Raw genomic sequence first — 25,934 nt, 5'->3', positions numbered from 1 at the left:
AACCTAGTTGGGCTTTTTTTGTATAAACAAAGTATTTTAAGCTATTAACCCAAAAATATTGTGATATAATATGAATATAGGGAGGGGTATTATGGCTACAAAAAGTTTTTTAAAAACAATTAACTTAAAAACAAAAAGAGATACAAGTAATTTCTTCTACGCTTTAGATAAGGCTATAAAAAAGCCTGACCCTAAAGTAAAATTAGATAGAGAAGTACAAACTTTAAAGGCTGAAGATTTGGAGAAGTACTTTAATGATAATGAATAAATCAAAATTATTTGAGGTAAATTTAAGAGATTTTTTAGATGCTAGAGGAGAAGAAGAAACTCATGATCTATTAAATAGTTTTGATTCAAAATATAATGAAGATGTGAATTACTTTTTAAAAACTAAAGCTGAAGAGTTTGGAAAAAGAGGTTTAGCTTCTACTTATCTAGTTTTTACAAAATATAAAGGTAACTTAGAATTTTTGGCTTATTATTCTCTTGCTATGAAGGCTGTTGTTATTAAAAGCGATGCCAGAATTTCTAATAGTTTGAGAAAGAAGATTAACACATATTCAAACTTTGAATCCAAGTTAAAAAGTTATATTATGTCTTGCCATTTAATTGGTCAACTTGGTAAAAATTATAATATAAGTGATGATTCTCTTATTTCAGGAAGCGAATTATTAGAATTAGCCTGTAGAAAAGTTAGAGCAGCGCAAGAGATAAGTGGAGGTAAATTTGTTTATCTTGAATGCGAAAATGTTAAAAGTTTAATTAATTTTTATGAGAATAATGGATTTACTATTTTTGGTGTAAGAAAACTTGATAAAGAAGAAACTAATTTAAATGGTAAATACTTAGTTCAATTGATCAGATATTTAAAATAACTGCATTTTTTTGCAGTTATTTTTTATGAGAAGATTTGTGAAAACTTTTTTCTAAAAATTTTTTATTTTTATATGAAATTGAAATTAGTGGCGCAATAATATATAATTTAATTAAATACAAATAGGAGGATTTATTTATGAAGAAGAAATTTACTTTACTTGCAGTGTTATTGATGGCAATGACACTTGTTGCTTGTGGTGGCGGCAACAAAAAAGAAGCTGATAATAAGGCTGAAAACGCTACTAAAGAAGAAAGTACAGAAGCTAAAACTGATGTAAATGTTGGTTTTGTTACTGACGAAGGTGGAGTTAACGACCAATCCTTTAACCAAGGTGTATGGGAAGGACTTCAAAAGGCACAAAAAGAACTTGGAATCAAGGCTGAATACATTGAATCTAAGGACACTAAGGACTACACTCCAAACTTAGAAACTTTTGCTGATCAAGAAAAGAATTTAATCGTTGGCGCTGGTTTTAAAATGGGTGGTAACGTAGCTGAAGCTGCTGGAATGTATCCTGAAATTAACTATGCAATAGTTGACGTTGATGTTACAGTTGATGAAAAGGGAAACAAAATCGAAGCTCCAACAAACCTACTTGGAATTATGTTTAGGGCACAAGAACCATCTTTCCTAGTTGGTTACATTGCTGGTATGACTACTGAAACTAACAAAGTTGGTTTTGTTGGTGGTCAAGAAGGAAACATCATCTGGGGATTTGAATATGGTTACAAGGCTGGTGTTGATTATGCAGCTAAGGAAAGAGGAACTGAAATCGAAGTTCTTAGCCAATATGTTGGAAACTTCTCTGATGCACAAAAGGGTAAATCAATCACTGCTACAATGTACCAAAACGGTGCTGATGTAGTATTCCACGCAGCTGGTGGAGCAGGCGAAGGTGTTATCGAAGCTGCTAAAGAAGCTGGCAAGTGGGCAATTGGTGTTGATAGAGACCAAAGCGACAGAGCTCCTGAAAATGTATTAACTTCTGCAATGAAAAATGCCGATGTTGCTGTTTACCAAGTTGTAAAAGAAATGCAAGAAGGCAAATTTGAAGGTGGAAGAACTATTGAACTTGGTTTAGCTGATGACGGAGCAGTAGGTATTGCACCAACATCTGATAAAAATGTTAAGCCAGAAGTTTTAAAGAGCGTTGAAGAAATCTCTAAGAAAATTGTTTCTGGAGAAATCAAAGTTCCTTATAACGAAGAAACTTACAATGAATACAAATAATTTTTGACAAAGTTTTTTAAAGTCATCTCATTTTTATGAGGTGGCTTTTTTCTTGCAATTTAATTCAAAAAATCATAAATCTTTGGTATAATTTACTTAATAAAACAAAGGAGCGTTTGTCTTGGAAATTGATAACAGAGATTTAGTCGTTCGCATGGAGAATATCACAAAAAAATTTGGCGATTTCGTTGCAAACGATGGAATTGATCTTGATATTAGAAGAGGTGAAATTCATTCCCTTCTTGGAGAAAATGGTGCCGGCAAAACTACTCTTATGAATATGCTTTACGGCATGAGCTCTCCTACATCAGGTGATATTTATATAAACAATGAAAAAAAAGAATTTAAGGATCCCAATGATGCAATCAAGGCTGGCCTTGGCATGGTTCACCAACATTTTATGCTAATCGAGCCCTTCACTGTTGTTGAAAATATTATTTTGGGCATGGAACCCATGAATGGCATCAAAGTTGATATAAAAAAGGCAAGGGAAGATGTCATCGCTCTCTCTGAGAGATATGGTTTTAAAATCGATCCCGATGCCAAGATTCAGGATATTTCTGTTGGTACTCAACAAAAAGTTGAAATTTTAAAAGTCCTTTATAGGGGCGCTGATATTTTAATTTTTGATGAGCCAACAGCTGTTTTGACGCCTCAAGAAATTACGGAGCTTATTGAAATTATAAAAAACCTTTCCAAGGAAGGTAAGTCAATTATAATTATCACTCACAAATTAAAGGAAATTAAGCAAATGGCACACAGGTGTACCATTATAAGGCGTGGCAAGAAAATTGAAACTGTAAATGTTTCTGATGTCACTGAATCACAACTTGCAGACATGATGGTTGGTAGAGCTGTTCATCTTGATGTTGACAAAAAAGATGTGGAAGCTGGCGAAAGAATTCTTGAAATCAAAAAATTGTGTGCAAGAGATTTTAGAAATGTAAAAAAATTAGATGATCTGGACTTAGATGTAAAAGCTGGGGAAATCCACGGAATAGCTGGCGTTGATGGCAACGGTCAATCTGAACTCATTGAGACTTTAACTGGTCTAAAGTTAGCTGAAAGCGGCTCAATTATTTTTAAGGGCGAGGAAATTTTAAACAAGAGTCCAAGAGAAATTATTGAAAGGGGAATCAATTCAATCCCAGAAGATAGACAACTTCGAGGCCTAGTTTTAGATTTTAGCGTTGCAGAAAATTTAATTTTAAAAAACTATTACAAGGATCAATATTCTAAAAAGGGAATTTTAGATTTTAAGAAGATCGAAGACAATGCCAAAAAACTCCAAGATGATTACGACATAAGACCTAGGAATATAGATAGACTGGCAGGAGAACTTTCTGGTGGAAATCAACAAAAGGTAATCCTTGCCAGAGAAATTTCAGGAGACCCAGACCTTTTAATTGCGGCACAACCTACTAGGGGTCTTGATGTTGGTGCCATTGAATACATTAGAAACTTTTTGATTAATCAAAGGGACAAGGGCAAGGCAGTCCTTCTCATTTCCTTTGAACTAGATGAAATAATGGCTCTATCTGATAGAATTTCTGTCATCTACAATGGCAAAATTCTAAAAACTTTTGATGCTAAAGAAACTAATGAAAGTGAAATAGGACTATACATGGCAGGAGGTAAAAATGAAGAGAAATAGATTTTTATATACAGTGCTTGCCATTGTACTTGGTATTATTATTGGCTCCATTATTTTAATAGTCAGTGGAACTAACCCAATAGAAGCTTACAAGGTTATATTTTTCGGCGCCTTTGGCAAGCCAAAATATATTTCCTGGACAATTGTAAAGGCAGTGCCACTAATCTTAACAGGACTTTCCGTTGCCTTTGCCTTTAACACAGGACTATTTAACATCGGCGCAGAAGGTCAATACATTGTTGGCTCAATTGGAGCCCTAGTTGTGGGTCTACTTTTAGACTTGCCACCAGTTCTTCACGGTCTTGTAGCCCTTCTTGCAGGTGCTCTTTGTGGCTATATTTGGGGAGCCTTAGTTGGTATCTTAAAGGCAAAATTCCAAGTAAATGAAGTTATTTCATCAATTATGATGAACTGGATTGCCTTTTACCTTAGCAACTATCTTTTAAGTTTTCCATTACTTAGAAACATTGAGTCAGACAACTCCTATCCAATTAAAAAAAGTGCCTCTATAAAAATTCTCGGCTCTTGGAAGGCAAGTGAGGCGGGAAAGGCCGTCTTGGCAAATAATAAATTTTTGAGAGATATTTTAAATCCGCCAGTTAATTTTGGAATTATTATTGCAATTATAGCTGCAATCGTAATTTGGTATATCCTCAAAAAAACTACCCTTGGCTATGAACTTCGTGCCGTTGGCTTTAACCAAAAGGCAGCAGAATATGGCGGCATTAGCATTAATAAATCCATAGTTACATCTATGGGCATAGCAGGAATTTTGGCAGGGCTTGCAGGAGCAATTACAGTTCTTGGAGTCTCAGGAAACATTGGAATTATGGCAGGGCAAGAAGGCTATGGCTTCGATGGAATGGCTGTGGCACTTATTGCTGGCAACAATCCTCTTGGTACAATACCAGCTGCACTTTTATACGCAGGTCTAACTTATGGGGGAGGAAAACTTACAACTATTGGCACTTATTCCGAAGTTGTAAATATTATTGTGGGCATAATGATTTTATTTATTGCAATGCCAAAACTTTTAGATATGATTAGATTTTTCTTTACTAAGTGGACGAAGAAAGACTCAAACACTTCAGGGGGAAATAAGAAAAATGTAGAAGGAGGAGCAAATGAATAGTTCACTATTAAGCTTAGCAAGTATTTTATCAATTACACTTTTATATTCAGCTCCTCTTATTTATACAGCTCTCGGTGGAGTTTTATCTGAAAACGCAGGAGTTGTAAACATTGGACTTGAAGGCATGATGTCCATAGGAGCAGTAGTTGGCTCTATTGTTGGATATTATCTTGGCAATCCTTGGCTAGCCTTTTTGTGTGGCGGACTTGGTGGAATGTTAGTTGCCCTTCTTCATGCTATAGCTACAGTAAATTTTGCAGCAGACCATGTTGTAAGTGGTATTGCCATAAATTTAATTGGACCAGGGCTTTCACTTTTCCTTTGCAGACTTTTCTTTGATGGAGCTGCCATGTCAAAGTCCATAAACTACGAAGATAAACTTCCAGTTTTATTTGCAAATGTATTTAAGGGCGGCTCAGGTAAGGGAATCACAAGATTTTTGGACATAGTTTTTTCACAATATGTTTCAGTTTATCTTGCCTTTGTCCTTGTCTTTATAGTTTACTTTATTCTCTACAAGACAAGACTTGGACTAAGAATAAGGGCTGTTGGTGAATACCCTAAGGCAGCAGAAACTCTTGGTGTTGACGCCTACAAAATAAAATATATCTGTGTCCTTGCCTCTGGATTTTTGGCTGGACTTGGTGGAGCATCCATGTCTCTTGCAGTAGTTTCCAATTACAGAGAGACACTTATATCAGGTCAAGGCTTTATTGCCCTTGCAGCAGTAATCTTTGGTGGATGGAGACCACAAGGTGCCATGTTAGCTTGCCTATTATTTGGCTTTGCCCAAGGTCTATCAGTTTTCCTTGGATCTATTGGCATAAAAATCGACACAAATTTACTTTCAATGATTCCTTATGCAATTACTCTTATTGTATTAATTGTCTTCGTTAAAGGATCAAGAGCACCATCAGCAGATGGACTTCCATATGAAAGAAATAATTAATAAAAAAATATTAATAAAGATAAAAATTTTCTCACGATTAAAAGTCGTGAGATTTTTTTGCAAAAAAATATAAGAGATGACTTAAGAAATGTAAAATTTTGTGGCAAAAATAAAAAAGTTTCCAGAGAAAAAATAAAAATTATTTCTGCAAAAAATAAAAATTTTTAAAAATTAAAATTTAAGATTGACTACTTTCTCACATGGTAAAAGATTTCCCAAGTCTAAATTTTTAAGTAGAATCATATACTTTAATTAAATTTAGTGTTATAATTATAACAAAAGGTAAAAAATTAGGCATATGCCGAATAAGGGGTGAAGTTTTATGAGTTCAAGAAATCTCACTTTTTCCGTAGGTGGAGTTCACATGGACGAACACAAAACTTTGACAGAAAAGATTGCAATTGAGAGGATGCCAAGTCCTAAGATTGCCTACATACCTATGTCACAACACATTGGAGCACCTTGCTCACCAGTTGTGTCAAAGGGCGATTCTGTTAAGGTTGGACAAATGGTGGGTAATTCTGATGCTTATATATCAGCTGCTATACACTCTTCTGTATCAGGTACAGTTAAAGAGATTAAAAAAATGTACACAGCTGATGGAAGGTATTGTGATTGTGTCGTTATAGAAAACGATGGCAAAGACGAAATGACTGATGACCTTAAATCTTTTAAAGATTATAAGGATCATCCAATTGACGACTTAATTCCTTTTATTAAAGAAAAGGGTGTCGTTGGTATGGGCGGTGCTGGTTTCCCTCTTCACGCAAAATTAAAAGGTGAAGACCCAGTGCTTGATGAATGTATAATAAATGGGGCAGAATGTGAGCCTTTCCTCACTTGTGACCACAGAATTATGCTAGAAAGAACTGAAGAAATATTAGAAGGTCTAGATATCTTCTCATATTTTTATAACAAGGATGTTTCTTACATGGCAATTGAAGAAAATAAACCTGACGCAATTGCTAAAATGGAAGAAGTTATAGGGAAAAATCCTAATTGGAGTCACTTAAAAGTCGTTGGATGTCAAACTAAGTATCCACAAGGTGATTCAAAGAGACTTTCTGAAGCCGTTGTTGGAAGAATTGTTCCACAAAATGGTGTAACAAATGATGTTGGAGTTTTCCTAACAAATGTTGGTACAACTCTTGCATTTTATGAAGCAATGATAGAAGGAAAGCCTTCTTATGAAAGAGTAATAACTGTTTCTGGTTCTGGAATTAAGGAACCAAAGAATATTCTCGTTAAAATAGGTACTCCTGTTGGAGATATTTTAGATTTCTGCGGAGGAGTAAAGGAAAACTTTAAAGAAATTATTTGCGGTGGTCCTATGACTGGTAAGTCAGTGTTTAGCCTTGACGCACCTGTTACAAAGACTACTTCAGGTATTTTAGTTTTCACTGAAGAAGAAGTTACAGAAAGAATTGAATCCCCATGTATTAGATGTTCAAGATGCGTAGATCACTGTCCAGCAAATATTAATCCAACTGATATTAATCATGCAATTTTAAAGGGCGATGTTGATTTATGCAGCGCTTTACACGCTGACCAATGTATGGAATGTGGAATATGTTCCTTTGTTTGTCCAGCAAAGAGACATCTAAGTGCATCTGTTAAATTAGCTAAACGAGAAATCAGAGCTAATCAAAAGAAATAGGAGGGATCAATTTGGAAAATAATAAAATAACTAAAGATCCGATGACAGTAAATGAAGCTCGCTTCGTTTCACTTGCTCCTCACATTAGGGCAAATGACACTGTTAGGAAGATTATGCTTGATGTAATCATAGCGCTTGTTCCTGCAATGATTGCTTCCGTATATTTCTTCGGAATGAGGTCAATTCTCTTGATTCTAACTTGTGTAGTAGCTTGTGTGGCAACTGAGTATGTAACTCAATCTGCACTTAAAAAGACTGTACAAATAAGGGACTTGTCTGCTGTAGTAACTGGAATTTTGATTGCACTAAATATGCCTCAATCTTTCCCACTATGGATGGCAGCTTTCGGATCCGTTTTTTCAATCTTAATAGTAAAAGAATGTTTTGGTGGTATTGGATTTAACTTTATGAACCCAGCTCTTGCTGCAAGACTTGTACTTATGGCATCATGGCCAAAACAAATTACAGGTTATATTTCACCTGAATTATTAAAACAAGGTGTAACTGATTTAGATTCAATAACTTACGCTACACCACTTCAACTTATAGCAGCTGGAGACTTTGCAAATCTTCCTCAAATGAAGGATATGTTTATTGGAAACATTGGCGGAGTAATTGGAGAAACTTCAGCAATTGCACTTTTAATAGGTTTTGTTTACTTAGTAGTTAGAAAGGTAATTTCTTGGGAAATCCCAGTAATTTATGTTGCAACTACTGCAGTATGTCTTGGAATTTTAGGTATTCCTATGAATATAATTCCTTACGAATTATTAGCAGGAGGTTTATTACTAGGTGCTATATTTATGGCAACTGACTACACTACAAACCCAATAAACAGAAAGGGAAGAATAATATTTGCCCTTGGCTGCGGTATTTTAACTGCAGTAATAAGAGTAAAGGCATCTCTTCCAGAAGGTGTTTCCTATGCAATATGTCTTATGAACCTTGCAACACCTTTAATTGACAAGCTTACAGTAACAAGTGCTTATGGGGAGGCGAAGTAAATGAAAGAACCAGTAAAATTTGGAATTATACTTTTAGTTTTCTGCGCCCTATCTGCAGGACTTTTAGCAGTTGTAAATAGTTTTACTGCTCCAGTAATTGCAGAAACTGAACTAAAAAATACACTTGCATCTTACGAAGTTATCTTTGGCGAAAATGCAGATGGCTTTGAAGAATATGATCAAGAAAAATTATCTTCAATAAAAGAAAAATATCCAACTATTGAAAAAATCTTTGTTGCAAAAAAAGGCGACCAAGTTGTTGGATACGGTGTCAATGTAAAATCAAATGGTTATGGTGGAGCTATGGTCAATGCTCTAGGATTTTTACTTGATGGAGATAAAATCGCTGGATTTAGAAATATTTCCAATGGTGAAACAAGTGGCTTCGGTTCAAGAATCACAACTGATGAATACTATCCATCTTACGAAGGAAAATCTGCAACAGGTCCTCTAAAACTTTCTAAGGATCCAAAGGCTGAAGATGAAGTTATGTGGCTTACATCAGCAACAATCTCATCTAAGGGTGCCCTAGCAGGTTCCAACGATGCCATTCAGGTTTATGACGAAGTTTTAAAGAATGAATAAGGAGGATTAAAATGAAATTATCTAAAGTATTCTTAGACGGTGCTTTTAAAAACAACCCCGTATTCATCCAACTTATAGGGCTTTGTTCAACACTGGCTATCACAAATAACTTAACAAACTCATTGGCAATGGGAGTTGCAGTTACTTTCGTACTAATCATGAGTAATGGAGTAGTATCTGCACTTAGAAATATAATACCTGATAAAATAAGAATTCCTTGTTTTATAGTAGTAATTGCCACTTTCGTAACATTAGTACAAATGATACTTCAAGCTTATTCACAACCAATTTATGCAGCACTTGGTATTTTCTTGCCACTAATCGTAGTTAACTGCTGTATCCTTGGTGAAGCTGAAGGTTTTGCTTATAAAAATGCCCTTGTTCCATCAATAGTTGACGGAATAGGAACAGGCGTTGGATATACTATTGCCGTACTTGCAATGGGTCTTGTTCGTGAATTTTTCGGATATGGCACACTATTTAATGTTAATATTTTGCCAGAATCTTATCCAGGAATTGGAATTATGGGAGCTCCAGCAGGTGCCTTCATACTTCTAGGATTTTTAATAGCAGGATTTAAACTATTGTTAAACAGGAGGGCAGACTAATGTTAGAAAGTATTATTACGATTTTAATTTCAACAATACTTGTAAATAATTATGTTTTTGCTCAATTCTTAGGAATTTGTCCCTTCTTAGGTGTATCTTCCAAGACAGAGACTGCCCTTGGAATGGGAGTAGCCGTTACCTTTGTAGTTGTACTTGCATCTGCAATCACATGGCTAATTCAAATTTTTGTATTAGATAAATTTGGACTTGAGTATTTACAAACAATTGCATTTATTCTTGTAATTGCATCATTAGTACAATTTGTAGAAATGTTTATTAAGAAGTCATCACCTTCACTTTACCAAGCCATGGGTGTATATCTTCCACTTATTACTACAAACTGTGTTGTACTTGGTGTAACAGTTTTAAATGTTCAAAATGGATATAACTTAATAGAAACAATATTTAGCGGATTTGGAGCTTCAATAGGTTTCACACTTGCACTTGTACTTATAGCTGCACTAAGAGAAAAATTAATGCTAGCAGATGTACCAAAGGCACTTCAAGGAGTTCCAATTGCACTTGTTAGTGCAGGCCTAATGGCAATTGCATTTTCAGGTTTCGGCGGATTGGTATAGGAGGTAATTATGGAAATGAGTACAGTACTTACCCCAGTCTTGTTTTTGGGAATTGCGGGAGCCTTTTTTGGAGTAATTCTTTCAATAGCTTCAAAGGTTTTTTATGTAGAGGTAGATCCAAAGGTCGCTGAAGTTAGAGATGTATTGCCAGGAGCAAACTGTGGAGCTTGCGGCTTTCCAGGTTGTGATGGTTTAGCAGAAGCCATTGCCAATGGAAAGGCACCAGTAAATGGTTGCGTAATTGGTGGTGCAGAAACTGCAGAAAAAGTCAGTGCAGTAATGGGCGTTAACGCAGGAAATGTAGAAAGAAATATTGCCTGTGTACTTTGCCAAGGAGACTGTAACAAGGCAAAAAATAAATATGATTACAATGATTTAGTTGATTGTAGATTAATTTCTGACTATCAACAAGGTGCAAAGGCATGTAACTTTGGTTGCTGCGGCGGTGGCACTTGCGTAAGTGTCTGCGAATTTGACGCAATTCACATGGTAAATGGAGTTGCAGTAGTGGACAAGGAAAAATGTGTTGCCTGCATGAAGTGTATCAACATTTGCCCTAAAAAAATCATTGCACTTAGACCTTACAAATCAAAGACAGTTGTTGAATGTAAGTCACTTGATCCAGGTAAAGTTGTAAGGACAAACTGTAGCATTGGTTGTATCGGATGTGGAATCTGTGAAAAGAACTGTCCAAAGGATGCAATCCATGTAGAAAACAACTTGGCATCAATTGACTATGACAAGTGTATCAACTGTGGAATCTGTGTTTCAAAATGTCCAACAGGAGCAATTTATTGCGAATATCCTGAAAGAGTGGAAAAGATGAAACAAAAGGAAAAAGAAAAAAAGGAAAAAGAAAGACAAGCAAAACTTGAAGAAGCAAAGCTAAAGAAAGCTCAAGCAGAAAAAGAAAAAGTTAATGCTTAATCTTTAAAATCTAAACTAAGAAACTGTCGTGCAAGCGGCAGTTTTTTTCTTGCAAATTTTTATAATAAATTTTAAAAATTTTTAAATACAATTTTTTAAATCCTCTTAAACATGTAAAAATTTCACAAAATTTTGCCCTTTTATTTTTTTTTTTTTTTTTGAATAATGTGCTATTATAGTAATAGGATGAATTAAATAGAGTAAGAAAAAAAAAGGAGTGTGTTTTATGAAAAGAAAATTTTATATCAAGATTGCTTTTGTTTTACTTTTGATGATGATTGTAACTTCTTGCAAATCTCAGGAGGAGGCAAGAATAGAAAATAATTCTAATGCAAAAGAAGTAAGCCAAGAAAATGTCGACAAAGAAAAAGAGGGAGAGATGGCGGATAAACTCTTTGTAGAAAAAGAAAATCCAAGAATTGTTGCCTTGTCAGTAAAGGCTGCAAAGGCCTTAAAATTTTTAGGTTATGAAAATGTAGTGGGAGTACCTAGTGGGGCAGAGTCCATTTATCCTGATGCCAGCGCAATAGGCGATGAAATGGATCCTGATTTTAAGCTTATAAATAACTTAAACGCAGATTATTTTCTTACAGATAACAGTGTAACTTACGATAAACCACCATTGGGACAAAAGGGGGAGGGCATTGCCTTTTCATCAACTTCCTTTGAAACCTTAGAGGAAACAAAAAATGGGCTCAACTTCTTTGCCAAGGGCTTGGGCTTAGATCAAGATGATGTCAAAGAAAAAATAGATTCACTTACAGAAAATATTTAGGGCTAATAATTAGTTCTAAAAAACTTTTAAACAATAAAAAATCTCCACGAAATTGTGGAGATTTTTGCATTTAAAGTAAATAAAAAAGGGAATGAGCCCTTATTTTAAAATTATAGTGTAAAGGAGCCGATATAATAATATTTGCCTGCGTCCTTTAAGTCGATTGTCCATTTTTTATTTATGCCAATAGTCTTTAGCATTTCTTCCATGTAGAATAAGATTACGCCCATGTCGATAAGTGATCTGTTATCTTCATCAGATTTTACCATATAGGCATCAACTTCTGCTCCCTTAAGGACAAATCTCCAAGGTTGGAAATTTTTGTGACTTGGTGCATATCTTACTGATGAAAATACATCGAAGACGCCATAGTTTTCAAGTGTTTCTATGGAAATAGGATTTCCAATTGTATCTGCGAAGACAATTTCTTCTACGCTAAGTCTTGAGCTTGTAACTTCTGGGTCAAATAATTTTTTCTTTTGTCCATAGCCAAGAGCAATTAGATAATCTATGCCTGTGCCATTTTCTCCGAAGATGGCTCTTTTTGTGTCTGCATCAACGCTATCAACTGTGATCCAACAAGTGTCTATGTCAAGATCAACAATTTTTGTGTTTAATTTTTCTAGGCAGTAGCCACCCTTTAATATGTTAAGCGGTTTGTCTCCGTCAATGTCTAGTGCAATGTAGTGTGGAGCTTCTATCATGACTCCTGCATAACCTGCTTTGCCTCTTAGTCCTTCAGCAACAATTTTTCCGTTTTCATAAAGAGAAAAACTTATGCCGCTTTCATTAGTTCCCATTTCGTCCATAAGTAATTTTATATTTTCCAAGGCATCTCTTGGAACTGTGTCCGTTTTAAAATTTCTGACAGACTTTCTTTTTTGCAAGAAATTTGTCATTAACATAGTTATACCCCCTAAACCAGTTTATATTTAAATTATATCACAATAGCAGGGTTAAAAAAATAGATTTAAAATATTTATGAAATAGTTTACACTAGAGTGGGAGGGATAATGTGAAATTAACATCTAGTCAATTAAAAGCTGTGGAACATTTCAAGGGACCTGCAATAGTTCTTGCTGTTCCTGGCGCAGGCAAGACAACTATGATTTTACATAGGACTAAGAGATTAATAGATAGGGGAGTGGACCCAAAGAGCATTCTTACCATTACTTTTTCCAAGGCGCAAGCTGTGGATATTAAAATGCGTTACAATTTAATGTTTGAGGATAAAAATGTAGTCTTTTCCACTATTCACGCCTTTTGTTATTCCATAGTTCGGGACTACTCTAAAAAATCTGGTAAGTCCCTTAGCCTTATTGATTCAAATTTAAAGAAAAAATATGAAATTTTAAGAGATATTTATAGAGATGTCAACAAAACTTATCCCACTGAAGAGCGAATTGAAACGGCAATTTCTGAAGTTGGCTACTGCAAAAATATGATGCTCAGCCCAACTTCCTTTGCCAAGACAAAAAGATGCGACACTGACAACTTCGTCAACTTTTATGAGACCTATGAAAAGTATAAAAAGGACAAAAATTTAATTGACTTTGACGACATGATAAATCTAGCTTACGAGATTTTAAAGACCGATGCTTCTATAAGAAAAAAATATAGAGACAGGTTTAAATTTATTCAGCTTGACGAGGGGCAAGACACAAGTAGAAGTCAGTTTCAAGTTTTAAAACTTTTGGCTAAGCCTGACAATAATTTATTTGTCGTTGCCGACGACGACCAGTCCATTTACGGCTTTAGGGGCGCCAGCACTGAAGAACTTTTTAAGCTGCAAAAGGACTATGAGGACATTGCGACTTTTTACATGGAAGAAAATTTCAGATCCACAAAAAATATTGTAAACATTGCAAATATTTTTATTGCCCAAAATGAAAATCGCTTCGAAAAAACTGTTGTCACAGACAATCCCTTTGCTAAGCCTGTAAATATTATTAAGGTCAAGGAGCCCAAGGACCAGTATGCCTTTATCGAAAGGGAACTTCAAAAGGAGGCAGGGGACATTGCAGTTTTATACAGAAACAATCTATCCAGCATTGGTCTTGTGGAGTATTTTGAGAGAAAAAATTATGATTTTAATATAAAGGACAAAAAGACTAAGTTCTTTTCTCACTTTATAACTCGTGATATTTTAGATATTTTAAATTTTTCTCATGACCTTTCTGATATTGACCTCTATGAAAAATTTTACTTTAAATTAGATGGCTACATTTCCAAAAAACACATCGACTATATGAAGAGAAATAGGGGCAAAAATATTTTTAATATTTTAAAGGACTATCCAGGGCTTCCATCTTACTACCACAAAAATATTAACAAGTTATTAGTTGGCTTTAAAAAAATTGCAAGATCTAATGTCTACGATGCCATTAATTATATTGACAAGGAAATGGGTTATGGCAAATATTTAAGAGAAAATGCCAAGAGATTCATGGAAACAGAGGCGACTTTAAACGAATACCTCTACTATTTAAAGTTAATTGCAAAAAGCACTGAGTCTCTGGATTTATTTATTGGAAGGTTAAAGGAGTTGGAGTACGACCTCTTGAAGCCAAGAAGTAATAGGGCAAATTTAACTTTTTCTACTATTCATTCTGCCAAGGGGCTTGAGTTTTCCCGAGTTTTTGTTGTAGACTTATATGAGGGGACTTTGCCATCTACTGCAAGTCTTGATGCCATAAGAGAAGATGAGGAACTTTTTTGTGAAGAGCGAAGACTCTTTTATGTTGCCATGACTAGGGCAAAAAATGAATTATATTTAATGTACTCCCGATACACAAATGGAATGAAAAATGAAATTTCATCTTTTGTAACAGATTTAGAAACTTTGGCAGGTGATTAAAATGGATTTGAATGAAGAGATTAAAAAAATTATAAAAATAGAAGATTACATGCTCTTAAACAGTCTCTTTGATGAGTATCACCCTGTGGATATTGCCCTTGAAGCAGAGGACTTAGAAGATGAGGACCTGGAAACTTTTGTTAGTCTAGTAAGCCACGATAACATGGCACTTCTCTTTGAATCGGCAGAAGATGACCTCAGCGCAAGGATGATGGCATTTTTTACTGATGATGATCTAATAGAAATTTTTGCTCACATGGAAACTTCAATAGTTGCCGACCTTTTGGGTGTTCTTTCAACGGTGAGGAGAAAGGCAATTTTGTCCTCAATGAAAAGTGCTGAGAAAAACACCTTGAAGATGATACTTTCCTTTGACGAAGAGTCTGCAGGCGGTATCATGACCACAAATTTTATTGCCCTTAGGGCAAACTTGACGGCAGAAGAAGCCATAAAAAAACTCAGGACAATTTCACCTGAGACAGAAATTATTGATGAAATTTTTGTCACAGACGATTATCACAGACTGCAAGGAATTGTGACAATAAGGGATCTCTTAGTTGCCAATGCCAAGACTTTTCTTCAAGATATTTTAAAAGAAGTGGACTTTTATGTATATGGCACTGACGACCAAGAAGTTGCGGCAAACCTCTTTAGCAAGTACGAGCTAGACATTTTGCCAGTAGTAAACAGCAACATGGCAATCCTTGGCGTTATTACATCAGAAGACATTATTGCCATCATCGACCAAGAGCACAACGAAGATATTTTGCAGATGCACGGTGTTAATGCAGACGAAGTTTACGACTCAACTTGGTTTGACTCCTTTAAGAGCAGGATTCCTTGGTTAATTGTAAATTTACTGACAGCCTTTTTGGCATCCTCTGTTGTAAAGGGTTTTGAGTCCACAATTTCACAGGTAGTCGTCCTATCTGCAGCCATGCCAATTGTAACGGGAATGGGCGGCAACGCAGGCTCACAAACTCTTTCAATTATACTTACATCACTTGCTCGTGGTGAGTTGTCCCTCAAAGAGGATTATAAACTTATATTTAAAGAAATATTTTTGGGACTTTTTGAAGGAGCCATTATAGGAATTTTGGCAGCTGGAGTTTTTGTATTTTGGCATCACAATATCTATTTAGGATTTATTTTATTCTTAGCCATGATTGCCAACATGATAATTGCCTGCTCCATGGGATTTCTCATTCCACTTATCTTGGATAAGATGAAAATTGACCCAGCCATAGCCTCATCAATTTTTCTCACAACATTTACAGATGTCTTTGGGTTTTTTATCTTCTTAGGACTTGCCACAGTTTTCTTGCCACTTTTAATTTAAATAAAAACCACAGTTTACTTTAAGATTTTTAGTAAGCTGTGGCTTTTTTTAATTTCTTTCAATATAATTTTGTATTTCTCTTTGACTTGAAATTACAACTTTTCCCTCAGAGTTTAGGAGGGGAGTGATGCCCATACCGTAACCTGCACCGATGTAGAGATAATTTACTCCTGTTTCAGTGTCTAATAGAATTTGTATGGACTCAGTAAGAGAGCCCTCCTTAAAAATTTTTATAAACCTCTTGTCTTCTCTATCTTTAAACATATTAACCTCACAATACTTTTTCATAGGCAAATCTTTCACTTTTGCCGCCAAGATAAACTATGCCCACATAAGTATAGCCAAGTGCATTTAAAAGATTTTGCATGGACTTATTTTCTCTGTGGGTGTCAATGCGAACTGATTTAAAATTATTTTCCCTCGCATAGGCTTCTGCAAATTCAATAATTTTTCTGCCATAGCCCTTTTTTCTCTCACTTGCAAGGCTTCCAATCCTGTGAAGAGCCACATAGGGCCTTGGACTTTTCCATTCTCCAGCTAAATTATTTTCATAGTCCTCATCATGGGCGTAAATTATTACAGTGGACACTACTTTTCCCTGGTCTTCTAAGACAAAAATATTTTTGTTTTCTATAAGATCTTTAAAATTATTTAAATTTGGCTTGTCAGCTCCCTGCCACTGGTTTATGCCCAGCGATTTTAATTTAAGAGAGCCATCTTCATAAATTTTTTCGATTTTTTCTCTATCTAATTCTCTTGCAAGTCTAAATTCCATGTTTCCTCCAAAACTACAGGCACTTTATCTGATATTTCCAGTGAATTTCTCGTTACTAAGCAGTCGTAGGCGAGAATATTAACTCCAGCCTCTCTTGCCCTTATAAGTCCCTGCGAAAAATTTTTATCTGTCAGGTAATTTGGCGTGAAAAACTTTACATCCTTCATTTGAATTACAAAGAGGATGTAAGTTAAGTATTCGCCACTAGCTTCAATGAGACCATTTATATGCTTAAGTCCCCTCGTAGTTGGCGCATCGGGGAAGGCGACGATGCCCTTATTTTCAAGAGTCACGCCCTTGACTTCTAAGAGAGCCCTTCTGCCTTCGCCTTCTAAATAAAAATCAAAGCGGGAATCGCCATGAGAGTATTCTCTTTTTATTTTATTGTACTTAAAGCCAAGGTCAATTTTATTTTGCAAAAATGCCTGGTAAGCTATCTCGTTGGGAGCTTGTGAATCGATATTTATTATTTTATCGTCCTTCATGACGGCAATGAGGGTGTAGGAAGTCTTTCTGTTGGGACTGTCATTGTAGGTAAGAAAAACTGTGGCACCTTCTCTTAAAATTTCCTTGCACCTGCCAGTGTTTGGCACATAGACAGTAAGAGTCAAGAAACCCTTTTTGCAAAGAGCGATAAATCTATTTTTTCTATATAAAAATTCTGCTTTTAAAACACTCTTGTATTTCATAATTCACCCCAAAATATTATACAGTGAACTTTAAAATATGTAAAACTTGTTGTATCATAGGGTAAAGGAGTGAGGACATGGAGGCATTAGTTGTAATTGATATGCAAAATGATTTTATAAGTGGCTCTCTAAAGGGAAGGGACACAGAAAAACTTTTAGATAAGGTTGTGGAAAAGGTAGAGGAATTTAAGGGAGAAATAATTTACACCTTAGACACCCATTATGAAGACTATTTAAAGACAAAGGAAGGAGAAAATCTTCCCATAGAACACTGTATAAAGGGAACATGGGGTCATGAAATTGCAGACGCATTAAAGGAAACAAAAAGTTTTGATAGGGCGAAAAAATTTGAAAAAAATACTTTTGCCTCAATCGAACTGGGAGAGTATTTAAAAAGTTTAGATGAAAAAGATGGCATAGATAGCATTTATTTCTTGGGACTTGTGACAGATATTTGCGTAGTTTCCAATGCCTTATTGGTAAAGGGATTTTTGCCAGAAAAAAATATTTATATCTACAAAGATTTGACAGAGGGACTTACAGAGGAAAAGAAAGCAGCAGCCATTAGCGTAATGGAATCTTGCCACATAAAGGCTATTTAAATTTTTTATTAGTGCTCAAGGAAAATTTTTAGTGGTAAAAATTTATAGGTACAGAGAAAAAAGACAGGGGGACTGTCTTTTTTGCGTTATTTTTAAATTTATTCTGAAATTATTTTTGGCTCGCCAATATTTAAGGAGTAATAGTAAATTTTTGCCGCGTCTTCCACATATTCTGCTGATAAAAAGGCAGACTCCATGTCCTTGCCGCAAGAGACAACTCCGTGATTTGCTAGTAGGCAGGAGTTTGATTTTTTCAAATAGGGAAGGATAGACCTTGCAAGTTCAAGGGATCCTGAAGGTTCAAAGGGAGCTACTTCAATTTCGCCACCTAAAAAGGGTTCCATCTCAATTAAAATTAGGGGAATCTTTTTTCGTGAAACTGCAAAGGCTGTGGCAAAACTTGAATGAGTGTGGACTATGGCATTGTAGGATGGATAATTTTTGTAAATTTCTCTATGCATCATCCACTCTGAGGAAGGTTTTTTGTCTCCATCTAAAATTTCGCCATTAAAATTTATTTTTACAATGTCATCTTCTTTGATTTCTAAGTAGTCCATGCCACTTGGGCTAATGTAAATTTCATCACCTTGACCCCTAAGGCTTAAATTGCCGCTAGTGCCTGCCACTAATTTTTTATCTAAAAGTTTTTTTCCATATTCTACTAAAATTTTTCTGTAATTCATGTCGCACCTCAAATATAATTTATCACATCTTACCTGCAATTGACAATTGCTTATCCTGTGTTAGACTAAAGATAAATGGAGAGGGACTATGTTAAAAGAAAAAATTTTTGAAAATTATAAAAAAAGTGCAGACTATATTTTAGAAAAGATAAAAACAAGGCCAGAGCTTGCCATAATTCTCGGCACAGGTCTTGAAAATCTTTTAGATGAAATGGAAGATAAGCTAGAAATTGACTACAGAGATGTGCCAAATTTTTTGATTTCCACAAGTAATAGCCAGGGGAAATTTATTTTTGGGAAATTATCTGGAAAGCATGTCATATGCATGACCAAAAGATTTCACTACTATGAAGGCTACGACTTTGACGAACTTGCCATGCCAGTTTATGTTTTAAAGCTCCTTGGAGTAAAAAATTTAATTCTCACAAATGCAGCAGGTGCTGTAAATTATAATTTTTATCCAGGAGATATTTGCCTAATTAGAGACCACATAAATTTTGCTGGTGTGAGTCCGACAAGGGGCAACAATTTGTCAGAATTTGGCGAAAGATTTTATCCCATTGACAATTTATATGACAAGGAACTTCGTAGCCTTGCAAAAAAATCTGCCCTTGAAGAGGGGATTGAATTAAAGGAAGGAGTTTACTTCTTCACTGTGGGACCATTTTTTGAATCACCATCAGAAATTAGGGCCATAAGAAGTCTTGGCGGCGACTTAGTTGGCATGTCAACTATTACAGAAACTTTGACGGCAGGTCACTGCGGCATAAGGGTCCTTGCCTTTTCAGTTGCCACAAATTATTCCTCTGACCGCATAGAAAATATGGACGGAAGTGAAGTTGAAGATGTGGCAAGGGAAGTTTCGCCAAAATTAAAAAATTTGATTGTGAAAATAATTGGGGAGTTGGAATAAATGAAGAGACAAGATTATGATATGCCCTTTATGCTAAGATATGAAAATGTGGCTTGGTATGAAGATGGAGAAGTTAGGATATTAGACAGGAGAGTCTACCCCAAGGAAATACGCTTTGAAATATGTAGGACTCACAAGGAAGTTGCAAGAGCCATAAAGGATATGGTGACACAGTCAGCAGGACCCTACACAGCAGCAGGTATGGGCATGGCACTTGCAGCCTATGAGGCGAGAGATTTAAGGGGAGAAGATTTATTAAACTTCTTAGAAGATGCAGCAGAGACAATTTCTACTGCAAGACCAACTACATCTACAAGGTTAAGAAAAGTTACTAGAGGGTCTATAGAAGCTGCCAAAAAGGCAATGGAAAGTGGAGATGATGTAGTGGAGGCTCTTTTCCAAGAATCTATAAATTCTTTAAACAGAAGATACAGCGCCATGAATGAAGTTGCAAAGTATCTCTGCGATTTAATACCTGATGGGGGAAAAGTTTTGACCCAATGTTTTGCAGAGACAATTATTGGCACAATGACAAGGACTCTAAAAGAGCAAGGAAAGGATGTTAAATTCTACTGCACCGAAACTAGACCCTACTATCAAGGGGCAAGGCTCACTGCAACTTGCATAAGCCAAATGGGCTTTGACACCACAGTCATAACAGACAATATGGTCGCCTACACCATGGAAAATATAGGCATAGACTTATTTACATCGGCATCGGACACAATTACCCTTGATGGTCATGTGGCAAATAAAGTTGGCACTCATCAAATTGCTCTTGTGGCTCGCCCGTTTAAGGTGCCCTTTTATGTAACGGGCATGCCAGATGGAGAAAAGAAAGCTAAAGACGATATAGTAATTGAACTTCGTGACCCTTCACTTGTACTCGGTGACCATACAGCAAGGGGAGTAAAGGCAATTTATCCTTCCTTTGACATAACGCCACCAGAACTCATCACAGGCTTTGTGACAGACAAGGGTCTTTATAAGCCAAGTGATTTAAAAAAATATTTAGACACAGATCACAAAAGTTATTATTAATTTTAAAAATTTGCATGAAAAAAGGAGAGCAGTTTTTCTACTACTCTCCTTATTTTATTGTCTTAAAAAAGTGTTACGAAAATAAAGTTAATTATGAACCAAATCATCTTAAATAGAAGTTCAAAAAGTGTAAAGGCAATGGCGTACCAGCCAATGAAATTAATTTTTGATCTTCCAATAAACTCTCTGCTGTAAAGAGTGATTGCAATTAAGACAGAAAGCACAACTAATAAAAATGTGGCAAGAGGCATTGCTGTCAAGGCTTGCAACATGTTGTATTTTAAGAAGCCACCGAAGGGTGAAATTAAAAAGCCAAGGAACAAAAAGGCCTTACAAATTATCCAGTTTATAAGGGCGAATTTTTTCACTTCAGGATAAGATGTGTCAATGTCGTCTCTGTCAGTTGCAATATTAAGGGGTACATAAAATTCAAAATAGTCAAAGACCATTTTAAGAATTAAAAATAAAACTAAAATAAATCTAAAAGACCCGCTGCCAATTAAAAGTGCAATGGCATTTAATAAAGCGCCTATTCCAATTACAATTTTACTTTCCTTTGAGCCAAAGTCGCCAATGTAATTTGAAATCTTGTTGGTGATTTTACTTAAAAAGTCTAGGACCTTGTCGAGACTCTTCATGGATTTTTGTGAAATTTTTGTTTCTACATGACTTACCTTTTTGGATAAGTCTTCTTCAATGACCTTGTCAACTTTTGAATCCACAGAATTTATTTCTTTGACAGGTTTTTCGCCCTTGTCTTTAAAGGAAAATAAGTCCTTGAGATTTTTAGATTTTTTCTCTTTAAGAGGAGTCTCTGACTTTTTATCCATAGGCTCTACTTTTTCTGAAAGTTTTGAATCCACGGAAGTTTTTTCTTCGCCAGAAATTTTTTCTTCACTAGAAGTTATAATTTCTTTTGATTTTTTTTCTTCTTCAGCTTTTGCTTTTTTCTTTTTTTCCTCTTCAGATTTTTTTATGGCATTTTCAATATCAATCTTTGGAGTGGAAAGAGTATTCTCAAAAGTTTTTTCTGAATCTTCAAGAGATTTGCTAATCTCCAAATTTCTCGTGTCTTCTTTTTTCTTGCTGTCATCTTTTATGCTTGAGAAAATAGAAAATTCATCGTCTTCTTCGTTAATAAAATTTTTCCACTTTTCCTTTAAAGAAAATTTCTTAGGATTTTCAATTTTTATATTTTCTAAATCATAGGAACTTTCAAAAGAATCATCATTAGAGATGCTTGCTTGTGAAGATTTTTCTTCTTTTGCAGGAGAAGTTTTTTTCTTTTCCTTATAATTTGATTTTTTAAGTTCTTCTTGGACTCTTCTAATGAGTTCCTTTTGGCTCATGCCAGATTCAGATTTAACATCACTATTGGCTGCTAAAAATTCTTTATCAGCTTTTTTTGTGTCAATAGTATCAAATTTCTTTTCAGAAACTTTAGACTTTTTTTCTATATCAATATCCTTTGCAGGAGATTTTTTAATTATCTTTTCCTTTGCAGGTGATTTTGATTGGACATTGCCCTTTTGGTAGTCTTCAATATTTTTGGAAATTTTTCTGTCTACTTCAGCAATAATGTTTTTGAGTTCATCAGTGGTGTCAATGGCATCAAGAGACTTTGGATTAAAGACTCTAGTGTGTTCAGAAACTTTTTTTACCTTAGTAGTGTCTTCTTTTTTGTCATCTTTTTTGGATGTAATTCTTACCTTGACATCCTTTAAGTTGTGACCACAGGAAGCACAAAAGTTGTCGTCTTTAGAGACAGGATTCCCACATTTTGGACAAAACAATGTAGCACCTTCTTTCATTATTTCTATTAAAATATTATAACATATTTTTAATAGTGGACAATCTTTTATATAGTAAATAAAAGAATTATAAAAGTCTTTCCTCTATAAAAATATATTTAAAAGTAAAATTATGTAAAAAAAGAAGCCTCGAAAGGCTTCCTTTAAAAAGTTAAGCTAAATTATTTTGCTTGTTCTTCAGTAGTTTCTTCAGTAGCAGCTTCTTCAGCAACTTCTTCTTTAGCTTGTTCTTCTTCAGCAGCTACTTCAGCTTCAGCTTCTTTAGCGTTAGCTTCAACTTTAGCTTCGTTAGCTTCAGCTTGTTCTTCTACTGCATTTTCTTTAGCGTTAGCAGCTTCTTCAGCTTTTTTGTTAGCGCCTTGGCATGCTACCATACCTAACATTAATACAGAGATCATTCCAACGCTTGCTAATTTCTTTAAATTTTTCATTTTAATAAATCCTCCTATTTGAAACACATTGTTTCTTTGATTTGTCTACATAATATACTTGCCATGTGAAAATTATGTGAAGAGGATGTTAAATATTTTGGAAAAAGAAAAATTGTCTCTAAATCCTTAATTTTAATTTAATAAAAATTTTTTTCATGTATAATTATTTTAGGTGAGAAAATGTACAAAGCATTATATAGAAAATACAGGCCAAAAACCTTTGACGAGATTTGTGGTCAAGAAGCAGTTACAACTTCATTAAAGAATCAAGTAAAAAATGGCGAAATAAGTCACGCCTATATATTTCAAGGAACTAGGGGAACGGGAAAGACATCTGCTGCAAAAATTTTGTCCCGTGCAGTAAATTGTCTTCATCCCATTGATGGCAATCCCTGCAATGAGTGTGAAAATTGCAAGGCTATCTTAAGCGAATCGGTTTTAGATGTAGTGGAAATGGATGCCGCAAGTAACAACGGTGTTGACGATATAAGAGAGCTAAAGGAAAAAGTAATTTATCCGCCTCAATCTTTAAAGTACAAGGTCTACATAATTGACGAGGTTCACATGCTCTCCAAGGGAGCCTTTAATGCCCTCTTAAAAATTTTGGAAGAGCCGCCAAGACATTTAATATTTATACTTGCAACTACTGAAATACAAAAAATTCCTGCCACAATTTTATCTAGGTCTCAAAAATATAACTTTAAGAGAATTTCTATAGAAGAAATTACAGAAAATTTGAAAAAAATTACAGACCTTGAAGGAAAATCCTGTGACGAGGAAGTCTTTACCCTTATTGCCAAGTCTTCTGATGGTGCAATGAGAGATGCCCTTTCAGTTTTGGACCAACTTATTACAAAGAATAGGGACCACATAAAGTTAGAAGATGCCATGGAAGTTCTTGGAATTTCCTCATCAGAACTTTTATTTTCACTTTCAAGAGCTCTTGTGGAAAAAGATGTAGCTGGGGCACTTTATGCCATTGATGAAATTTATAAAGAGGGAGTGGACTTTAACACACTTTCTTCACAAATTTTAAATCACTTTAGAGATCTTTTATTGGTAAAAACTTTAAAGGACCCGAAAAAAATAATCTACACATCTCACTTAAGTGAGTTTCAAGAAATGGCTGGAGAAACTGACCTAGAAGACTTACTTATTATTATCGACATTTTAAAAAATCTTGCAGTGGAAATAAAATATGCAGACAATAAGCGTGTGGTCTTCGAAATGAATGCAATAAAAATTTGCAAGAGACTTGTAAAAGACGACATGTCTCTAAGACTTAAGGCCTTGGAAGATAAGTTAAGTGGTCTTGAAAATAAGGGGCTTCCAAATAATTTTAAGCATGAAGAAGTTTTACCTGTTAATAATAAATTAAATATAGAAAAAAATCTTGATAAGGCTACTGACAAAAAAGAAGTCCCAAAAAATTCTGACCATGATATTTTAAGGGATGGACCAGAGGATGGGTCAATTGAAAAATCAAATCAATCTGCTATAATAGAGGATAATGGTGAAGTTCAACAAAAAGGAGAAACTTTACTTTCTCTTGAAAAAATAAACAGCGATTGGCAAAAAATTCTAGCAGAACTTAAATCTAAAAGCTATACTGGCTTTGGAGGATTTTTGACCTTTGCTAAACTAGAAAAGTTTCACGAAAATATTTTAGAAATAGTTTTTCAAGAAGGGTATGAATTTTACTATAATTACTGTTCAGAGCCTGAGAGAAAAAATATTTTGCCAGACCTATTAAAGTCCATTTACGGCAAGGATATTGATGTTAGGTTTAAACTTCAAAAAGCTGGAGCAGACAATTTAGAAGAAATTTTTGGAAAAAATAATATAGAAGAAATTTAGGAGGAAATATGGCTAGAGGTGGATTTAACGGCTTCCCTGGGGGAGGCGGAAGAAATAATATGATGAAGCAAATTGAAAAGCTTCAAAAACAAATGGAAGAAATGCAAGAAAATTTGGCAAATGAAGAAATTTCTGCAACTTCTGGTGGCGGAGCAGTTTGTGCAACTGTAAATGGAAACAAGGAACTTATTTCTATTAAGCTTGACAAAGATGCAGTTGATCCTGACGATGTTGAAATGCTTGAAGATTTAATCGTTGCTGCAGTAAATGAAGCTATGAGAAATGCTGAAAACAAAATGAATTCTCAAATGGGCAAATTAACTGGTGGATTAAATATTCCGGGGCTATAAGATGAACAAAGAAATTGGTCCTATTGAAGATTTAATAAAAAAATTAAACAGACTTCCTGGGATTGGTTCTAAAACTGCTCAAAGGCTTGCCTATCACATTATAGGTCTTGATGATGCTGAAGTTGTAAGTTTAAGTGATGCCATCATTGCTGCTAAGAGAAATACAGTTCAGTGTTCCATTTGCATGAATTATGCTGACAGCGACCCCTGCCATATTTGTTCAAGTAAAACAAGGGACGACTCTATTATTTGCGTAGTAGAAAGCCCCAAGGATGTAGACGCCATGGAGAGGTCTAACAGCTTTCGTGGAAAATACCATGTACTTCACGGTGTAATTTCGCCACTAAAGGGGAAATCGCCAGAAGATGTAAGGGTAAAGGAACTAATTGAGAGAGTAAAAAAGGAAAATATTAAAGAAGTAATAGTTGCAACTAATCCCACTGTTGATGGCGATGCAACTGCAACTTATATAAAAAATATTTTAAAGGACTTTGATATTACAGTTTCGAGAATAGGATACGGCTTGCCAGTTGGAGGAGATCTTGAGTTTTACGACGAGATCACCATTCAGACTGCCATGGAAAATAGAAGAAGGCTAGATTAATTTTGG

28 protein-coding genes are annotated in these 25,934 nt (G+C 35.1%); 21 read left to right on the top strand and 7 right to left on the bottom strand.

From position 1 onward, the window contains the following. The first annotated feature begins 91 nt into the window (after positions 1 to 91). The 13 genes from HMPREF2801_RS09265 to HMPREF2801_RS02040 all read left to right on the top strand — a co-directional run bounded on the left by HMPREF2801_RS09265 (position 92) and on the right by HMPREF2801_RS02040 (position 11,976). A complete protein-coding gene (locus HMPREF2801_RS09265) occupies positions 92 to 268 on the top strand; it encodes a hypothetical protein (RefSeq protein WP_019124221.1) in 177 nt (58 codons plus the stop codon). After that, on the top strand, positions 255 to 875 hold the full coding sequence (locus HMPREF2801_RS02095; RefSeq protein ID WP_210394445.1) for an N-acetyltransferase: 621 nt from the start codon (positions 255 to 257) through the stop codon (positions 873 to 875). Before HMPREF2801_RS09265 ends, HMPREF2801_RS02095 begins: the two co-directional genes overlap by 14 nt. Before the next feature lie 137 nt (positions 876 to 1,012). Beyond that, on the top strand, positions 1,013 to 2,107 hold the full coding sequence (locus HMPREF2801_RS02090; RefSeq protein WP_070610348.1) for a BMP family ABC transporter substrate-binding protein: 1,095 nt from the start codon (positions 1,013 to 1,015) through the stop codon (positions 2,105 to 2,107). Positions 2,108 to 2,228: 121 nt separating this feature from the next. After that, positions 2,229 to 3,761 (top strand): ABC transporter ATP-binding protein, encoded by a 1,533-nt coding sequence (locus HMPREF2801_RS02085; protein WP_070610347.1) that lies wholly within the window; start codon positions 2,229 to 2,231, stop codon positions 3,759 to 3,761. Beyond that, positions 3,748 to 4,893 (top strand): ABC transporter permease, encoded by a 1,146-nt coding sequence (locus HMPREF2801_RS02080; protein WP_019124225.1) that lies wholly within the window; start codon positions 3,748 to 3,750, stop codon positions 4,891 to 4,893. Before HMPREF2801_RS02085 ends, HMPREF2801_RS02080 begins: the two co-directional genes overlap by 14 nt. Then, positions 4,886 to 5,842, top strand: coding sequence for an ABC transporter permease (locus HMPREF2801_RS02075; protein ID WP_019124226.1), 957 nt, complete (start codon positions 4,886 to 4,888; stop codon positions 5,840 to 5,842). Before HMPREF2801_RS02080 ends, HMPREF2801_RS02075 begins: the two co-directional genes overlap by 8 nt. A gap of 322 nt (positions 5,843 to 6,164) precedes the next feature. Beyond that, positions 6,165 to 7,499 (top strand): electron transport complex subunit RsxC, encoded by a 1,335-nt coding sequence (gene rsxC / locus HMPREF2801_RS02070; protein ID WP_036731170.1) that lies wholly within the window; start codon positions 6,165 to 6,167, stop codon positions 7,497 to 7,499. Positions 7,500 to 7,510: 11 nt separating this feature from the next. Then, entirely contained in the window at positions 7,511 to 8,503 is a 993-nt protein-coding gene (locus HMPREF2801_RS02065; protein ID WP_070610346.1) for an RnfABCDGE type electron transport complex subunit D, read from the top strand. Next, entirely contained in the window at positions 8,504 to 9,088 is a 585-nt protein-coding gene (locus tag HMPREF2801_RS02060) for an RnfABCDGE type electron transport complex subunit G (protein WP_019124229.1), read from the top strand. It abuts the gene before it with no gap. 11 nt (positions 9,089 to 9,099) lie between these two features. Then, positions 9,100 to 9,696, top strand: coding sequence for an electron transport complex subunit RsxE (rsxE, locus tag HMPREF2801_RS02055; protein WP_070610345.1), 597 nt, complete (start codon positions 9,100 to 9,102; stop codon positions 9,694 to 9,696). Beyond that, on the top strand, positions 9,696 to 10,274 hold the full coding sequence (rsxA, locus tag HMPREF2801_RS02050; RefSeq protein ID WP_019124231.1) for an electron transport complex subunit RsxA: 579 nt from the start codon (positions 9,696 to 9,698) through the stop codon (positions 10,272 to 10,274). Before rsxE ends, rsxA begins: the two co-directional genes overlap by 1 nt. A 9-nt stretch (positions 10,275 to 10,283) precedes the next feature. Beyond that, the gene (locus HMPREF2801_RS02045) at positions 10,284 to 11,201 is read left to right on the top strand and encodes an RnfABCDGE type electron transport complex subunit B (RefSeq protein ID WP_070610344.1); all 918 of its coding nucleotides are present in this window, start codon (positions 10,284 to 10,286) and stop codon (positions 11,199 to 11,201) included. A gap of 226 nt (positions 11,202 to 11,427) precedes the next feature. After that, on the top strand, positions 11,428 to 11,976 hold the full coding sequence (locus HMPREF2801_RS02040; protein ID WP_070610343.1) for a hypothetical protein: 549 nt from the start codon (positions 11,428 to 11,430) through the stop codon (positions 11,974 to 11,976). 110 nt (positions 11,977 to 12,086) lie between these two features. On the opposite strand, the gene HMPREF2801_RS02035 is transcribed toward HMPREF2801_RS02040, so the two are convergent. Then, positions 12,087 to 12,881, bottom strand: a complete 795-nt coding sequence (locus HMPREF2801_RS02035; protein ID WP_019124241.1) for a nitroreductase family protein — start codon at positions 12,879 to 12,881, stop codon at positions 12,087 to 12,089. Between the two features lie 110 nt (positions 12,882 to 12,991). On the opposite strand from HMPREF2801_RS02035, the gene HMPREF2801_RS02030 reads away from it, so the two are divergent. Both HMPREF2801_RS02030 and mgtE read left to right on the top strand, forming a co-directional pair. Continuing rightward, a complete protein-coding gene (locus HMPREF2801_RS02030; RefSeq protein ID WP_070610342.1) occupies positions 12,992 to 14,833 on the top strand; it encodes an ATP-dependent helicase in 1,842 nt (613 codons plus the stop codon). Position 14,834: 1 nt separating this feature from the next. Continuing rightward, on the top strand, positions 14,835 to 16,172 hold the full coding sequence (mgtE, locus tag HMPREF2801_RS02025) for a magnesium transporter (protein ID WP_070610341.1): 1,338 nt from the start codon (positions 14,835 to 14,837) through the stop codon (positions 16,170 to 16,172). 48 nt (positions 16,173 to 16,220) lie between these two features. On the opposite strand, the gene HMPREF2801_RS02020 is transcribed toward mgtE, so the two are convergent. From HMPREF2801_RS02020 to sfsA, 3 genes are read right to left on the bottom strand one after another with little or no spacing between them, the layout of a single operon-like run. After that, entirely contained in the window at positions 16,221 to 16,436 is a 216-nt protein-coding gene (locus HMPREF2801_RS02020) for a DUF6440 family protein (protein ID WP_070610340.1), read from the bottom strand. Between the two features lie 7 nt (positions 16,437 to 16,443). Beyond that, positions 16,444 to 16,947, bottom strand: coding sequence for a GNAT family N-acetyltransferase (locus HMPREF2801_RS02015; RefSeq protein WP_070610339.1), 504 nt, complete (start codon positions 16,945 to 16,947; stop codon positions 16,444 to 16,446). Beyond that, positions 16,920 to 17,636: a DNA/RNA nuclease SfsA gene (gene sfsA / locus HMPREF2801_RS02010; RefSeq protein WP_070610338.1), complete on the bottom strand. Its 717-nt coding sequence runs from the start codon at positions 17,634 to 17,636 to the stop codon at positions 16,920 to 16,922. The genes HMPREF2801_RS02015 and sfsA overlap by 28 nt, the downstream gene beginning before the upstream one ends. A 77-nt stretch (positions 17,637 to 17,713) precedes the next feature. Between sfsA and HMPREF2801_RS02005 the strand changes: the two genes are divergently transcribed. Beyond that, positions 17,714 to 18,238: a cysteine hydrolase family protein gene (locus tag HMPREF2801_RS02005; RefSeq protein WP_070610337.1), complete on the top strand. Its 525-nt coding sequence runs from the start codon at positions 17,714 to 17,716 to the stop codon at positions 18,236 to 18,238. Positions 18,239 to 18,336: 98 nt separating this feature from the next. On the opposite strand, the gene HMPREF2801_RS02000 is transcribed toward HMPREF2801_RS02005, so the two are convergent. Then, positions 18,337 to 18,921, bottom strand: a complete 585-nt coding sequence (locus HMPREF2801_RS02000; protein WP_070610336.1) for a class II aldolase/adducin family protein — start codon at positions 18,919 to 18,921, stop codon at positions 18,337 to 18,339. 88 nt (positions 18,922 to 19,009) lie between these two features. Between HMPREF2801_RS02000 and HMPREF2801_RS01995 the strand changes: the two genes are divergently transcribed. Together HMPREF2801_RS01995 and HMPREF2801_RS01990 are read left to right on the top strand one after the other, a co-directional pair. Continuing rightward, positions 19,010 to 19,834, top strand: a complete 825-nt coding sequence (locus HMPREF2801_RS01995; RefSeq protein ID WP_070610335.1) for a purine-nucleoside phosphorylase — start codon at positions 19,010 to 19,012, stop codon at positions 19,832 to 19,834. Continuing rightward, a complete protein-coding gene (locus HMPREF2801_RS01990) occupies positions 19,835 to 20,875 on the top strand; it encodes a s-methyl-5-thioribose-1-phosphate isomerase (protein ID WP_070610334.1) in 1,041 nt (346 codons plus the stop codon). Positions 20,876 to 20,937: 62 nt separating this feature from the next. Here HMPREF2801_RS01990 and HMPREF2801_RS01985 read toward each other — a convergent pair whose 3' ends face one another. Both HMPREF2801_RS01985 and HMPREF2801_RS01980 read right to left on the bottom strand, forming a co-directional pair. Then, complete coding sequence (locus tag HMPREF2801_RS01985) at positions 20,938 to 22,668, bottom strand: zinc ribbon domain-containing protein (RefSeq protein WP_246829958.1); 1,731 nt, start codon at positions 22,666 to 22,668, stop codon at positions 20,938 to 20,940. A 179-nt stretch (positions 22,669 to 22,847) separates the two neighbouring features. Then, positions 22,848 to 23,117 (bottom strand): hypothetical protein, encoded by a 270-nt coding sequence (locus tag HMPREF2801_RS01980; RefSeq protein ID WP_070610332.1) that lies wholly within the window; start codon positions 23,115 to 23,117, stop codon positions 22,848 to 22,850. Between the two features lie 180 nt (positions 23,118 to 23,297). Between HMPREF2801_RS01980 and dnaX the strand changes: the two genes are divergently transcribed. From dnaX to recR, 3 genes are read left to right on the top strand one after another with little or no spacing between them, the layout of a single operon-like run. Next, complete coding sequence (gene dnaX / locus HMPREF2801_RS01975) at positions 23,298 to 24,974, top strand: DNA polymerase III subunit gamma/tau (RefSeq protein ID WP_070610331.1); 1,677 nt, start codon at positions 23,298 to 23,300, stop codon at positions 24,972 to 24,974. A gap of 8 nt (positions 24,975 to 24,982) precedes the next feature. Next, the gene (locus tag HMPREF2801_RS01970) at positions 24,983 to 25,324 is read left to right on the top strand and encodes a YbaB/EbfC family nucleoid-associated protein (RefSeq protein WP_070610330.1); all 342 of its coding nucleotides are present in this window, start codon (positions 24,983 to 24,985) and stop codon (positions 25,322 to 25,324) included. Position 25,325: 1 nt separating this feature from the next. Beyond that, a complete protein-coding gene (gene recR, locus HMPREF2801_RS01965) occupies positions 25,326 to 25,928 on the top strand; it encodes a recombination mediator RecR (RefSeq protein WP_070610329.1) in 603 nt (200 codons plus the stop codon). The last annotated feature ends 6 nt before the right edge of the window (positions 25,929 to 25,934 follow it).

It is taken from the genome of Peptoniphilus sp. HMSC062D09 (assembly GCF_001811425.1).
GTDB lineage: Bacteria > Bacillota > Clostridia > Tissierellales > Peptoniphilaceae > Peptoniphilus_A.
This window is presented reverse-complemented; position numbering and strand designations above follow the sequence as displayed.